Annotated in this window: 9 protein-coding genes; 6 read left to right on the forward strand and 3 right to left on the reverse strand. The window is 73.1% G+C overall.

All coding sequences use genetic code 11. From position 1 onward, the window contains the following. Window positions 1-2: 2 nt before the first annotated feature. From ABZY20_RS24910 to ABZY20_RS24925, 4 genes are all read left to right on the forward strand, one after another. Complete coding sequence (locus ABZY20_RS24910; RefSeq protein ID WP_356443802.1) at window positions 3-971, forward strand: SCO2521 family protein; 969 nt, start codon at window positions 3-5, stop codon at window positions 969-971. Between the two features lie 114 nt (window positions 972-1085). After that, window positions 1086-1991: a hypothetical protein gene (locus ABZY20_RS24915; protein WP_356443804.1), complete on the forward strand. Its 906-nt coding sequence runs from the start codon at window positions 1086-1088 to the stop codon at window positions 1989-1991. Window positions 1992-2051: 60 nt separating this feature from the next. After that, on the forward strand, window positions 2052-2558 hold the full coding sequence (locus tag ABZY20_RS24920) for a MarR family transcriptional regulator (RefSeq protein ID WP_356443806.1): 507 nt from the start codon (window positions 2052-2054) through the stop codon (window positions 2556-2558). A gap of 40 nt (window positions 2559-2598) precedes the next feature. Then, window positions 2599-3594: a pirin family protein gene (locus ABZY20_RS24925; protein WP_356443808.1), complete on the forward strand. Its 996-nt coding sequence runs from the start codon at window positions 2599-2601 to the stop codon at window positions 3592-3594. A gap of 30 nt (window positions 3595-3624) precedes the next feature. Here ABZY20_RS24925 and ABZY20_RS24930 read toward each other — a convergent pair whose 3' ends face one another. Then, window positions 3625-4506: an NAD(P)-dependent oxidoreductase gene (locus ABZY20_RS24930; RefSeq protein WP_356443809.1), complete on the reverse strand. Its 882-nt coding sequence runs from the start codon at window positions 4504-4506 to the stop codon at window positions 3625-3627. A gap of 154 nt (window positions 4507-4660) precedes the next feature. Between ABZY20_RS24930 and ABZY20_RS24935 the strand changes: the two genes are divergently transcribed. Further along, the gene (locus ABZY20_RS24935; protein ID WP_356443811.1) at window positions 4661-5260 is read left to right on the forward strand and encodes a TetR/AcrR family transcriptional regulator; all 600 of its coding nucleotides are present in this window, start codon (window positions 4661-4663) and stop codon (window positions 5258-5260) included. A gap of 57 nt (window positions 5261-5317) precedes the next feature. Here the strand turns inward: ABZY20_RS24935 and ABZY20_RS24940 are convergent, their stop codons facing one another. Continuing rightward, on the reverse strand, window positions 5318-7735 hold the full coding sequence (locus ABZY20_RS24940) for a SpoIIE family protein phosphatase (RefSeq protein ID WP_356443875.1): 2418 nt from the start codon (window positions 7733-7735) through the stop codon (window positions 5318-5320). A 277-nt stretch (window positions 7736-8012) separates the two neighbouring features. Further along, the gene (locus ABZY20_RS24945) at window positions 8013-12284 is read right to left on the reverse strand and encodes a HAMP domain-containing protein (protein ID WP_356443813.1); all 4272 of its coding nucleotides are present in this window, start codon (window positions 12282-12284) and stop codon (window positions 8013-8015) included. Window positions 12285-12708: 424 nt separating this feature from the next. Between ABZY20_RS24945 and ABZY20_RS24950 the strand changes: the two genes are divergently transcribed. After that, on the forward strand, window positions 12709-14430 hold the full coding sequence (locus tag ABZY20_RS24950) for a SpoIIE family protein phosphatase (RefSeq protein WP_356443815.1): 1722 nt from the start codon (window positions 12709-12711) through the stop codon (window positions 14428-14430). The last annotated feature ends 17 nt before the right edge of the window (window positions 14431-14447 follow it).

Genomic DNA, 14447 nt, shown 5'->3' on the forward strand with positions numbered 1-14447 from the left:
CCGTGAGCGCCCCGGCCGGCACGACCGACGCGGTACTGACCTGCGGTGAGGTGCGCACCTGCCTGCTGCCCTGTCTGCAGCCCCTGGACCTGCGCGCCGCCGCGCACCTGCTGCGGCTGCGCCCCGACGAACGGGTCCGCACCTCCGAACGCCCCAACGTCCACGCCCTCTCGCCCGAGACGCTCACCGGCGTGGACTGCCGGCTGCCCACCTCGAACGGTGTGAAGACCCGGGCGGTCGGGACCGTCACCGCCCGCGCGGCGCTCACCGAAGGCCGCGTCCTGCAGACCACCGCGTACATGCGGGCCCCGGCCGCCGGCCCGGACCGGCGCCGGCCCTGGGGGCACTACCTCGTGCGGTCCGGGATCGTGGAACCGCTCGGGCGAATGCCCGCACAGGCCGTCGCCGAGGGTGTCCTGACCGGCGCCGGCGACGGTGAGCTCGACCTCGGCCTGATCGCCGACGGCCTGATCACCCGGCTGCTGCGGCACCCCCTGCTCGACCAGAAGGTCCCCTTCACCTCACGTCACACCCGGCTGCGCTGGGCGGCGCTGCGGGCGCCCGAGGGCGAAGGCGCCGCCCTGGTGCGCTTCGTGCTCGCGGAGGAGGATCTGCGCGCTGTCGAGCTGCGCGTCCCGGCGACGGTGGAACCGTCCGCCGTCGTCGGTCTCTGCGAGGACCTGGCGCTCCACGACTGGCTGCTGACCACGCTCGTCCGGATGCTCGACGGCAGCCGGCTCGGTTCGCCGGACGGACCCGCCGCCGTGCTCGCGCTGCGCCCGGCCGTCAGCCATCTGCTGCACCTGTGGATGCCGGGAGCGCGGGTCGATCCGGACCTCGCCTCCGTGTGGGAGGTGCTCGAACGGCGTCCCGGATTCAGCCGGCAGTGGCGCACGCAGGTCCAGCGCATCCGGGACCAGCTCGCGCTGCAGGCGATCCCGCTGCCGCATGAGGCTCTGACCGCGCGTTGAGCGGACCGGCCGAGGAACCATTCCGACGGGGAGAGGCAGGACATGGACGGAGAGCCGGGAGCGGGAGCACCGACGCCCAGTACCGCGGGGGGCCTTCGGGTCCCTCCGCTCCTGTTGAAGACACTGGTCACCGTGGTGGTGGCCACCGTCGCGTATGTGATCACCAACCTGATCGACCAGGACCAGGACGAGCTGTGGAAGCTCGCCGTGTCGATCGTCATCGCCGGTGCGGCCTTCATCGTGCAGTACCTGGTGGACTTCGAGAGGCGGCTGGGTCTGGTGCAGTCCGGCCAGGACCAGCAACTGCGCGAGGTCCGGCAGGCCCTGACCAGCCATCACCAGGACATGAGCCACATGGTGGAGCTGAGCTTCGCCCGCATCAGCGACGCGACCGAGCTCTTCGGGGAGGTGGAGCGCTCGCGGCTGCGCTCCGACGGCGTGGCACCGCTGGCGCGCCATGCCACGCGCGTGAGCGCTCTGGGCCCCGACATCCTGCGCGACTTCGCGCTGGCGGAGATCGGCCGACTCGCGTCGCTGCTGGAGAGCCTGACCACGATGACCGCCGAGTGCCCGGGGGAGAACCACGACTGGCTCATGGACCTCACCCGGTGCGCCCGGCGGAAGATCGACGCCACCAGCAGCTATGTGGACCTGGCCTTCTGGCTCAGTGATCCCGCCGACCGCTATCTGCGGGCCCAGGACGACGCGATCAGGGAGCGGGAGGTGGAGGTCAGACGCCTGTTCATCGTGGAGAAGGCGGAGGACGTCGTCGACGAACTGACGCAGATCTGCGAACGCCAGCGGGAGCTGGGCATCGACGCCCGGGTGGTCGCCCTCTCGGACCTGCCGCCCAACGCCCGCGGGGAGATCCGCGACGTCGTCATCTTCGACGAGGCGCTCTGCTACGAGGTCCACACCGACATCCGGCAGGGCAACCCCTGGACCACGCTCAACGCCCGCACCACGCACCTGGAAGACCAGAAGAAGCGCTTCAACCAGCTGTGGGGGTACACCGAGTAGCGGCGACTCCGGCGGCTCGAGGCGTTCGGTGACGTGTCAACCATGCCTACACTCGCCCCCATGGGAGAGACGGCGCGATCGCTGACGCCCCGGGAGCAGCGGGCCTGGTGGGGTTTCGTGCGGCTGCACGAGCGGCTCGGGGGGCGGCTCGGCCGGATGCTGCAGGCGGAGTCGGGCCTGTCGGCCGCGGATCTCGCCGTGCTGGTGCGGCTCACGGACGCCCCGCAGGGCCGGCGGCGCCACCTGGAGCTGGCCCGGGCACTGGAGTGGGAGAAGAGCCGGACGTCCCACCACATCGCGCGGATGGCCGGGCGGGGCCTGGTCGTACGGGAGGAGTGCCCGGACGACGGGCGCGGCGCGTTCGTGGTGATCACGGACGCCGGGCGGGCGGCGGTCGAGGACGCGGCACCCCGCCATGCCGAGGCGCTGCGCGCGCTGTTCCTGGACCACGTCACACCGGCTGAGCTGCGGGTGCTGACCGACGTCTCCGAGCGCGTGCTGCGGCGGATGGACGAGGAGCCGTCCCGGCCCGGCGGCGAGGGTGGGCCGTCCGCCCGCGTGCGATAGTAGTTGATGTGACAACCATGGTGGGCGAGGGGTGGTCCCGGTGAGCAACGTGGAAACCGCGCCGGCGGCGCTGAGGTGCGGGGCGGCCGTGGACGCCGGCCCCGAGGGCGGGCCGGACGCTGAGCCGCACGTCGAGGTGCTGTCCGCGCGGGACGTGCCCCTGGGCGGCCCGCGGGCGATGCTCGTACGCCGGACGCTGCCGCAGCGGGCCCGGACCCTCATCGGAGCCTGGTGCTTCGCCGACCACTACGGCCCGGTCGACGCGACCGAGACCGGCATGACGGTGCCGCCGCACCCGCACACCGGCCTGCAGACCGTGAGCTGGCTGTTCAGCGGGGAGATCGAGCACCGCGACAGTCTCGGCACCCGTGCCCTGATCCGGCCCGGCGAGATGAACCTCATGACGGGCGGGCACGGCATCGCCCACTCGGAGGTCTCCACCCCCGGCACGGCCGTCCTGCACGGCGTCCAGCTCTGGGTGGCCCTGCCCGCCGAACACCGCGACGCCGCACGCGACTTCCAGCACCACGTCCCCGAGCCGGTGCGGACCGGCGACGCCGAGATCAGGGTCTTCCTGGGGTCGCTGGCCGGCAGCACGTCCCCGGTGCGGACCTTCACGCCGCTGCTCGGCGCCGAGATCACCCTCGCCCCGGGCGCGACGCTCACGCTCGCCGTGGACACGGACTTCGAGCACGGCCTGCTCGTGGACAGCGGCGACGTCCGCCTCGCCGGCACGGCGCTGAAGCCGGCCGAACTCGGCTACGTGCCCTGCGGCACCGGCACCCTGACGGTCGCGAACGACTCGGACGCGCCGGCCCGGACGGTCCTGCTCGGCGGCCCGCCCTTCGGCGAGGAGATCGTCATGTGGTGGAACTTCATCGGCCGCAGCCACGAGGACATCGTGCGGGCCCGGGAGGACTGGCAGGTCGGTTCCGGCCGGTTCGGCGAGGTCGAGGGGTATCCCGGTGACCGGCTCCCCGCCCCGGCGCTGCCGAACGCCGTCATCAGGCCCCGCGGCAACCCTCCGCGCCCCTGACGAGGTGAACCGACCCCGCTCGCAGGGGTGTTACGCCGTCCCGGTGGCGGTGCGGGCCTCCAGCGCGCGCAGGACCGCCACCATGTCCTCGCCGCTGTGGCCCCGTGCGACCGTCTCGTCGTAGAGGGCGTGGCAGGCGTCGAGGAGCGGGGAGGCCACACCGGCCTCGCGGGCGGCCCCGGCGATCAGGCGGTTGTTCTTCAGGACGTCCGCGGCCGCCGCCTGGACCGTGAAGTCCCGCTCCAGCAGCTTGGGCGCCTTCATCCGGGAGACGGCGCTGGCCATCGGGCCCGCGTCCAGGACGTCCCGCAGCAGCCGCTGGTCGAGCCCGTGCCGGTCGGCGAAGTGGAACGCCTCGGCGAGGCCGGTGACCACCGTGATCAGGAACAGGTTCACCGAGAACTTCATCAGCAGCGCGCCCGGGACCGCCCCGCACCCGAACGTCTCCCGGCACAGGGGCGCCAGCAGGGGCCGCACCGCCGCCACGGACTCCTCCTCGCCCGCCAGCATCCCCACCAGCTCGCCCCGCTCGGCGGGCACACGGGACCCGGAGACCGGGGCCTCGACGTACCGCCCGTCCGCCGCCCGGACGTCGTCCCGCAGACCGCACGAGTACGCCGCCGAGGTCGTGCCCATGTGGACGACCGTGCGGCCGGCGACCCGCGCGGCGAACCGCGGGCCGCCGCGCCCCAGCACCGCGTCGACCGCGGCCTCGTCGGCGAGCATCAGGAACACCGTGCGGGCCCGGTCGAAGACCTCGTCGGCGCTCGCCGCGACCTCGGCGCCCGCCGCCCGCAGCGGCGCACACCGGTCCGTCGTGCGGTTCCAGACCACGAGGGGAGTCCCGGCGCGGGCCAGGTTGAGGGCCATGGGCTGCCCCATGACCCCCAGGCCGATGAAACCGACGACCATGACGCACCGCCTTCTCCGAGCCGAGCCGAGCCGAGCGGACGCGGAGCCGGCCCCGGCACTCGGGCGGCCTCCGCTATGACAGCGGTCATAGTAGCCGCGTTTATGACGGCCGTCATAGAGTGCACGGGCAGGCACACGCACCAGGAGGGCGACCATGGCGAGGGCCGAACGGGGGCCGCGCGAGCGGATGGTGTTCAGCGCGGCCCAGCTGATCCGGCGCGACGGCGTCGCCGCCACCGGCATGCGCGAGGTCGCCGCCGCGGCCGCCGCGCCCCGCGGGTCCCTCCAGCACTACTTCCCCGGGGGCAAGACCCAGCTGGTGGACGAGGCGGTGGGCTGGGCCGGCGGGTACGCGGCGCGCCGTGTCGACCGGTTCCTGGCCGCGCTGCCCGAGCCGACGCCGAGCGGGCTGTTCGCCGCGATGGTGCGCCAGTGGACCGACGAGTACCAGGACGCGGGCTTCACGGGCGGCTGCCCGGTCGCGGCCGCCACCGTCGACTGCGCGGAGTCGGTCCCCTCCACGCGGCGGGCCGCGTCCGCCGCCTTCGCCGGCTGGACCGGTGCTGTGGCCGGGGCCCTGGCCGGGATGGGCGTGCCCGGGCAGCGGGCGGACGCCCTCGCCACGCTCATGATCAGCAGCCTGGAGGGGGCGATCCTCATCGCCCGGGCCGAACGGGACGTCCGTGCCCTGACGACCGTGGCCCGGGAGCTCGGCCCGCTCCTCGACGCGGCGACGAGCGGGCCGGACGGCTGACCGGCCGGCACACCGGCGCCCACGGCGGGCGCCTCCGGCCGGGAGCCGTCGTGTTCCTCAGCCGACCCGGATGCCGACGAGGCAGGTGTCGTCGTCGGTGTCCGACCTGCTGTACGTCAGCAGACGGTCCAGCTGCTGGTCGAGCGTGGTGGGCGCCGCGCCGACCGTGGACAGCAGGTGGGACAGGGACTCCTCCACCGGACGGTCACGGCGCTCGACCAGGCCGTCCGTGTACATCAGCAGGGTGTCCTCCGGGGCCAGCTGGATCTCGGTCTCCTCGTACGTGGCCTCCGGCACCGCCCCGAGCAGCAGCCCCTTGACCAGCGGCAGGGGAGTGGCCTCGGCGTCACGGACGAGCACCGGCGGCAGATGGCCGGCCCTGGCCCAGCGCAGCGTCCGCCGCTCGGGGTCGTAGAGCCCGCACACGGCGGTCGCGGTGACCGCTCCCGTCAGGTGGTGCGCCACGATGTTCAGCCACGACAGCAGCTGGGCCGGCCCGGCGCCGGTCACCGCCAGGCCGCGCAGCGCGTTGCGCAGGACGACCATGCTGGTGGCGGCCTCGATGCCGTGCCCGGCCACGTCCCCCACGCACAGCAGCACCAGCCGCGACGGCAGCACGACGGTGTCGTACCAGTCGCCGCCCACCAGCTGCTCCGTCTCCGCGGGCCGGTAGCGGACGGCCACCTGGAGACCGGAGACCTGCAGCGGCGCCTGCGTCGGCGGCATGATCGCGTGCTGCAACTGCAGGGTCAGGCGGGCGCGTTCATGGGCCTGCTGCTCGGTGTGCGCCAGTTGGTCGCGCGTGGCGGCGAGCGCCACCTCCGTCCAGTGCTGCGACGAGATGTCCTGGTAGGCGCCCCGGATCAGCAGCAGCCGCTCGTCCGTGTCGAGCACCGGCTCGGCGACGATCCGGATGTGCCGCGTCACCCCGTCCGGCCGCTGCAGCCGGAACGCCGCGGCCGCCGGCCGCTGGTGGTGCAGCAGCGTGCGCAGGAAACGGCGGATGGAGACACCGTCGTCCGGGTGCGCGTGGGCCGGCAGCTCCTCCAGCGGCACCGGGCCGCTCGACTCCGCGCGCCCGTACAGGTCGAACAGTTGCCCGTTCCAGGTGATCTCACCCGTCAGCACGTTCTCCTCGAACCCGCCGATGCGGCCCAGGCGCTGGGCGTGCTGGAGCAGGCTCGCCAGGCGCGCCGTCTCGTCCTCGATGCGCCAGATGAGCAGGACGGCGCTGCCGTGCCGGCTGATGCTGATGTCCGCGACCGCCGAGAGGGGAACCTGGTCGACGAGGGCGGTGAGGTTCATCCGGCGCGCCCGGAACGGCTCACCGGTGGCGTAGACCCGCTCGACCCGCTGGAACAGCTCGCTGTCCCCGGCGGCCATCGGATAGGCCTCCAGCAGCAGCGCGCCGTTCACGACCGCCCGCGGCCGGCCCGCCGGGTCCAGGAAGCGGTTGTTGACGTGCTGGATGCGGAAGTCCACCAGCTGCCCGTCGCCGTCCAGGTGCGGCACCAGGACCAGCGAGGGGTCGTGCAGCCCGTCGGCCAGGTCCATCAGCTCCGCCGCGTCCGGCAGCACGCGCGGCTCCTGCGCCCCGCCCTGCGGCGGCGTGTACGTCTCCAGGGTGTGCGCGCACAGCTCGGCCAGCGCCTCCACCTGGCGGACGATCTGCGGCGGCTGCGGCTCCAGAGCGGCCGGCCAGGCGATCTCCAGCACTCCGTGGATCCGGCCGCCCGTGCCCGCGGGCAGGGCGACCCGGCCGCCCTCCGGATGCTGGTGCAGGCCGATGCTCGGCAGACCCGTCCGGCCGAGCGAGGTGATCCACTGCCCGTCGCGCTCGATGAGGGCCCGTCGCGCCACCGTCACCACGTCCGGCGGGACGTACCGCCAGCGCGCCGCCTCCGCCGGTGAGAAACCGGCGCTGCCCGCCAGGGTGAACGAACCGTCCGCGCCCGCGGCCCATATGGCCACCGCCACCGCGCCCAGCGGGCTCAGCGCCTGCGCCAGCAGGGCGTCCGCGACGGCCTGGGTGTCGTCCGCCGCCAGCACGCCGCTCTCGGCGGCGCGCAGCCGCACCGCGGCGGACTCGGCCTCCGCCGCCTCGGCGGCACGGGTGGCGGCGACGAACGCCTCCGTCACCTCCGACATCCGGTCCCGGGCGGCCTGGTTGATGACGTCGACGGCGAGTTCCAGGGGACTGACCTGGGCCTGCTCGGCGAGCTCGGCGAGCTGCCTCGCGGCCTGGGCCGGCCCGCACTTCAGCCGCTCGACCAGCACACCCTTGGCGAGTTCGACCAGCGCACGCCCCTCGGCCTCCGCCTGCGCGATCCGCACCTCGCGGCTGAGCCGTTCGACGGTGGCGGCGAGCCTGCCGACCGGCGAGTCGGGGGAGAGGCCCTGCAGATCCGCGGCCGGCTCCCCGGGCCCCTCACCGGAGGCGGACCGCTCGTCCGGGACCTGCTGCTCTCCTCCCATGACCCCGGCGGACAGCAGCGGCCCGTCGAGTGACAGGGACAGCCCGTCGGCGGACAGCGACACCCCCTCGGGCAACTCGGGCAGGGACATGCCGTCGGGCGTCACGGTGAACCCGCCGGACGGCATCTGCGGAAGCGAGGATCCCGGCCCGGTGGCGGAGTCGCGCTGCGGCTCGCCGTCCTCGCCCGGATCGCGCGGCTGCTCGGACATGCTCACGGTGTGGATGCTCCTCGGCTGGAGTGCCCTGGGGCGCGGGACGACGGGCGCTGCGGGGACCTCATGCCGGCAGCCAGCGGCGTACGCAGGCGATGAGGTCGCGCGTGTCGACGGGCTTGGTGACGTAGTCGCTGGCACCCGAGGCGAGGCTCTTGTCCCGGTCGCCGGGCATCGCCTTGGCCGTGACGGCGATGATGGGCAGCTGCGCGTACTGCGGCATCTTGCGGATCTCCGCCGTCGCCGTGTAGCCGTCCATCTCGGGCATCATCACGTCCATCAGCACGATCGCGACGTCCGGGTTGTTGACCAGCGTCTCGATGCCCCTGCGCCCGTTCTCGGCGTGCAGCACCCGGAAGCCGTGCAGCTCCAGGATCCCGCTGAGCGCGAAGAGGTTGCGGGCGTCGTCGTCGACCACGAGGACCGTACGGCCCGCCGACGTGTCGTCGACGGACGGCGGCGCCACCTGCTGCGGCCCCTCCGGGCGGACCAGGGACAGCACGTCCCCGGGTTCCTCGGCGGACAGGTGCAGGGCGATGCGCTCACGCAGTTCGTCGAGGCTGGACAGCAGCTCCAGGGCACCGCCCGCGGAGCGGGCCCGCAGCGTCTCGTCCATGGCGGCGTCCGTGGGATGGCTGCTGTGCACCAGCACCGGGACGCTCGTCAGCGCGGAGTCGCCCTCCAGGGCCTGGAGGAAGCGCGACGCCTCGTCGTCCCGCATGCCGAGTTCCAGCACGACGCAGTGGCACGGCTCGGCGGCCAGGGCACCGGCCGCCTCCTGCGCGCCGACGGCGGTGATGACCTCCACCGCGGGCCGCTGCCCGCCGTCCGCGCGGCTGTGCGACAGGTCGGCGACCACGCTCTCGGCGACCAGGGTCAGCAGACCGCGCGACCGCTCCTCGACGACCAGCAGCCGCCGCGGCCGCGGCCCCGGCCCGGCCTGCGGCGCCGGCAGCGCTTCGGGCTCCTGCCCGGGCAGGGCCTCGGCCGCCGCCCGCTCCGGGGCTCTGCCGTGGCGGAGCACCTCCTCGAAGTCGGGCCGGGCCACGGGCAGGAACAGCGTGAAGGTGCTGCCCTGGCCGGGCGTGCTGTGCACCGTCACGGCACCGCCGAGCAACTGGGCGATCTCCCGCGTGATGGACAGGCCGAGACCCGTGCCGCCGTACTTGCGGCTCGTGGTGCCGTCCGCCTGCTGGAACGCGCCGAAGATCGTCTCCAGGTGCTGCTCAGGGATGCCGATACCGGTGTCCTTCACCCGGAAGGCCACCACGGCGCCGCCCCGGACCACGCCCTGGGGCACCTCGTCGTCCGCGGCGGGCTCGATGCTCAGCTCCACACCGCCCTGCTCGGTGAACTTCACGGCGTTCGACAGCAGGTTGCGCAGCACCTGGCGCAGCCGGGAGTCGTCCGTGAGCACGTCCACGGGCGCGCCGGGAGCGGTCGTCACCGTGAAGTCCAGGCTCTTCTGCGTCGTCATCGGCCGGAAGGTGGCCTCGACGTACTCGATGAGCTGGCGCAGCGCCACCCGCTCGGGCGCGACGTCCATCTTCCCGGCCTCCACCTTGGACAGGTCGAGGATGTCGTTGATCAGCTGCAGCAGGTCCGAACCGGCGGAGTGGATGATCTGCGCGTACTCGACCTGCTTGGGCGTGAGGTTGCGGGACGGGTTCTGCGCCAGCAACTGGGCCAGGATGAGCAGGCTGTTGAGCGGGGTGCGCAGCTCGTGGCTCATGTTCGCCAGGAACTCCGACTTGTACTTCGACGCCAGCGACAGCTGCTGGGCGCGCGTCTCCAGCTCCTGCCGCGCCTGCTCGATCTGCAGGTTCTTCGCCTCGATGTCCCGGTTCTGGGCGGCCAGCAGGGAGGCCTTCTCCTCCAGCTCCGCGTTGGAACGCTGCAGTTCCTCCTGCTGCACCTGCAACTCCGTGGAACGCGCCTGGAGTTCGACCGTCAGACGCTGCGACTCCACCAGCAGCTCGTCGGTGCGGGCGTTCGCCACGATGGTGTTGACGTTGACGCCGATGGTCTCCATCAGCTGCGCCAGGAAGTCCTGGTGGGTCTGGGTGAAGGGGGTCACCGACGCCAGCTCGATCACGCCGAGGACCTGGCCCTCCACCACGATGGGCAGCAGCACCAGCGCGGTCGGCACCACCTCGCCGAGCCCCGAGGAGATCGTCACGTAGCCGGCCGGCAGCTCGTCCACGACGATGGTGCGCCGGCTGCGCGCGGCCTGCCCGACCAGGGTGCGGCCGAAGGCGATGCGGGTGGGGCGGCTGCTGTCCTCGGGGTAGCCGTAGGAGCCGACGAGCCGCAGCTCGGGCCCGTCGTCGCCGTCCTCGGCGAGGTAGAAGGCGCCGTACTGGGCGGACACCAGCGGAACCAGCTCGTCCATGATCAGCTCGGCGACCACGGGCAGATCGCGGTGGCCCTGCATCAGGCTGGAGATGCGGGCGAGGTTGGTCTTGAGCCAGTCCTGCTCCTGGTTGGCGCGGGTGGTCTCGCGCAGGGACTCCACCATCGAGTTGATGTTGTCCTTGAGCTCGGCGACCTCGCCGGACGCCTCCACGTTGATCGAACGGGTCAGATCACCCTCGGCGACCGCGCTGGTCACCTCGGCGATCGCCCGCACCTGCCGGGTCAGGTTGCCCGCCAGCTCGTTGACGTTCTCCGTCAGGCGCTTCCAGGTGCCCGAGACGCCCTCGACCTCGGCCTGGCCGCCGAGACGGCCCTCGGTGCCGACCTCGCGGGCGACGCGGGTGACCTCGTCGGCGAAGGCGGAGAGCTGGTCGACCATCGTGTTGATCGTCGTCTTGAGTTCGAGGATCTCCCCGCGGGCGTCCACGTCGATCTTCTTCGACAGGTCGCCCTTGGCCACGGCGGTCGTCACCAGCGCGATGTTGCGCACCTGGCCGGTGAGGTTGTTGGCCATCGAGTTGACGTTGTCGGTGAGGTCCTTCCAGGTGCCGGCGACGTTCGGCACGTGCGCCTGGCCGCCGAGGCGTCCTTCGGTGCCGACCTCGCGGGCGACGCGGGTGACCTCGTCGGCGAACGCCGACAGCGTGTCGACCATCGTGTTGATGACCTCGGCCAGCGCCGCGACCTCGCCCGCCGCCTCGACCGTGATCCGCTGCGACAGGTCGCCGCGCGCGACGGCCGTGGCGACCTGGGCGATGGAGCGGACCTGGCCGGTCAGGTTCGACGCCATCACGTTGACGTTGTCGGTGAGGTCCTTCCAGGTGCCCGACACCCCGCGCACCTGGGCCTGGCCGCCGAGACGGCCCTCGGTGCCGACCTCGCGGGCGACGCGCGTCACTTCGTCGGCGAAGGCGGAGAGCTGGTCGACCATCGTGTTGATGGTGGACTTCAGCTCCAGGATCTCGCCGCGGGCGTCCACGGTGATCTTCTGGGAGAGGTCGCCCTTGGCGACGGCGGTGGCGACGAGCGCGATGTTGCGGACCTGGCCGGTGAGGTTGCCCGCCATGAAGTTCACGGAGTCGGTCAGGTCGCGCCAGGTGCCCTTGACGCCCTTGACGTCCGCCTGGCCGCCGAGGCGGCCCTCGGTGCCGACCTCGCGGGCGACGCGGGTGACCTCGTCGGCGAAGGCGGAGAGCTGGTCGACCATCGTGTTGATGGTGGACTTCAGCTCCAGGATCTCGCCGCGGGCGTCCACGGTGATCTTCTGGGAGAGGTCGCCCTCCGCCACCGCCGTGGTGACCTGGGCGATGGAGCGGACCTGGCTGGTGAGGTTGCCCGCCATGTGGTTCACGGAGTCGGTGAGATCACGCCACACCCCGGCCACGCCCGGCACCTGGGCCTGGCCGCCGAGGCGTCCCTCGCTGCCGACCTCGCGCGCGACGCGGGTGACCTCGTCGGCGAAGGCCGAGAGCTGGTCGACCATCGTGTTGACGGTCTCCTTCAGCTGCAGGATCTCGCCGCGCGCGGGCACGTCGATCTTCTGCGAAAGGTCGCCCTTGGCCACCGCCGTCGCCACCTGGGCGATGTCGCGGACCTGCGTCGTCAGATTGCCCGCCATGGCGTTGACCGAGTCGGTCAGATCGGCCCAGGTGCCCGACACCCCCGGCACCTCCGCCTGCCCGCCGAGCGTCCCCTCGGTGCCGACCTCCCGGGCGACCCGGGTGACCTCGGACGTGAAGACGGACAGCTGGTCCACCATGCCGTTGAAGACCTTGGCGATGTCACCCATGAGTCCGTCGGCGTCGTCCGGCAGCCGGGTACCGAAGTCCCCGTCCCGTACCGCCGTCAGGCCGGCCAGGAGTCGTCGCAACTCCTGATCGCCCGGAACCGCGTCGACGACCCCAGTGCTGTCACTGGTCATGCGCACCCTCGTTCCGCTCCCCAAGAGCCCCCGGACCGGGAACTCGGAACTCCCCTAGGACCGAAAGGACGGCCCGGCTGTCGTGCCCGCATTTCCGCGATCACGGATCTGCGCGATGAGAAATACGCCGCAGGCTAACCCACGTGCCGAGTCCCCCACAAAGCACGGGCCGAACATCGCCGCAGGTACGACCGGGTCCCGCCCGGTCCGAGGGCAGTACCGCCCGGTCCGACGCGCCCGGTGCGGCCTCGGCACGGGGCGACCACGCGCCCCACGGTAAGCAGCGGCCGTCACCCGCACCGCCGCCCGACGTGGAATTCTCCTCCGCATGGGCATACGGGGAGGGCGAGCACGCAGGATCAGAGGCGGACGGGCGGCCGGCGGAGAGCCGGACGCCGGTCCGGACGACAGCGAGGAGGGCAGGATGGCGGGGCGTGAGGACGGCGGAACCGTCGACGGGACGTCCGTGCCCGCCGCCTCCGCCGTGCCGGCCGCGGCCCTGGAGGCGATCGGCGCCGGCGCCTACCTCGTGGACGAGAAGGGCTGCATCGTCGCCGTCAACGCCCGCGCCGAACAACTGCTGGGCCGCCCCGCCGGGGAACTCATCGGGCACGACGCCCACGACCTGCTGCACCGCTCCCCGCAGGGGGAGACACTGCCGAGGACGCAGTGCGCCATGCGGCGGGCGTTCCACGCCGGACGCCCGGCCCAGGCCGACGAGGACTACTTCGCCCACGCCGACGGCTCCCTGCTGCCCATCTCCTGGATGATCACCCCCTACGGCACCGGCGACGCCCAGCCCGGCACGCTCGTCGTCTTCCACACCCCGGAGCCCCGGTGGGACGCCGGCCCGCCGCCCGAGCAGACGGCCCGGCCGCTGTCGGAGCTGCAGCGGCTGGCCCTGCTCGCCGAGACCACCGCGCAACTGACTTCCACCCTCGACGTGGACGAGGCGCTGCGGCGGCTGGTGGGGCTGGTGGTGCCCCGGCTGGCGGACTGGGCGGTCGTCGACCTGATCACCGAACGCGACGAGGTGTGGCGTGCCGTGGTCGTCCACGCCGAGGGCGGCGAACTCGTCCCCCACGAGGACCTGCAAGGGCCGATGCCGCCCGTCCCCGAGGAGTCCCCGATGCCCCTGTCCCGGGCGCTGCGCGGCGTCGCCTCCACCCTGACCGGCCCGCGCACCTACCGCGGCACACCCGACTCGGGCATCGCGGTGGAGCAGCGCCGGCTGTTCGACGCCACCGGCATGCACTCCGCGGCCATCGCGCCGATCCGCAGCACCCGCGCGGTCCTGGGCGCGCTGACCCTGGGCCGCGGGGAGAACCCGGCGCCCTTCGCCCCGGACGACCTCCCGCTGATCGAGGACATGGCACGCCGCGCCGGATTCGCCCTGGACAACGCCCGCCTCTACCAGCGGCAGCGCAAGGTGGCCGAGACCATGCAGAACCACCTGCTGCCCCAGATGCCGGGCGTCCCGGGCCTGGAGATGACGGTGCGCTACCTGCCGGCGCCCGACGCCTCTCAGGTCGGCGGCGACTGGTACGACGCCTTCCCGCTCGCCGACGCGTCCACCGCCCTGGCCATCGGGGACGTCGTCGGCCACGACCTGGAGGCGGCCGCCGGCATGGCCCAGGTCCGCAACATGCTGCGCGCCTACGCCTGGTCCCAGCACGAACCCCCGAGCCGGATCGTCGAACGGCTCGACGAGGCGATCCAGCACATCACCGACGTCACCATGGCCACCATGATCTTCGCCAGGATCGAGGCGGCCGACGCAGGCCACTGGCGGCTGTCCTGGACCAACGCCGGCCACCCGCCGCCCCTGCTGATCAGCAAGGACGGCCTGGCGAGCTACCTCACCGACGGGCACGGCATCCTGCTGGGCGCCCACGTGGACACCCCGCGCCCCGACGCCACCGCGCTGCTGGCGCCCGGTTCCACGCTGGTGCTGTACACCGACGGGCTCATCGAGGGGCCGGGCCACAGCCTCGACACCGGCCTGCGGCAGCTGCGCCGGCACGCCGCCGCCCTCGCCCACCGCCCCCTCACCTCGTTCACGGACCAGCTGCTGCGCCGGGTCCGCCCCGCCGACAACAACGACGACGACGTCGCCCTGCTGGCCCTGCGCGTCCCCGAGAGCTGACCCGCCCACACGACAAG

Origin of the sequence: Streptomyces sp. NPDC006624, assembly GCF_040611555.1 — a bacterium.
Taxonomy (GTDB): domain Bacteria; phylum Actinomycetota; class Actinomycetes; order Streptomycetales; family Streptomycetaceae; genus Streptomyces.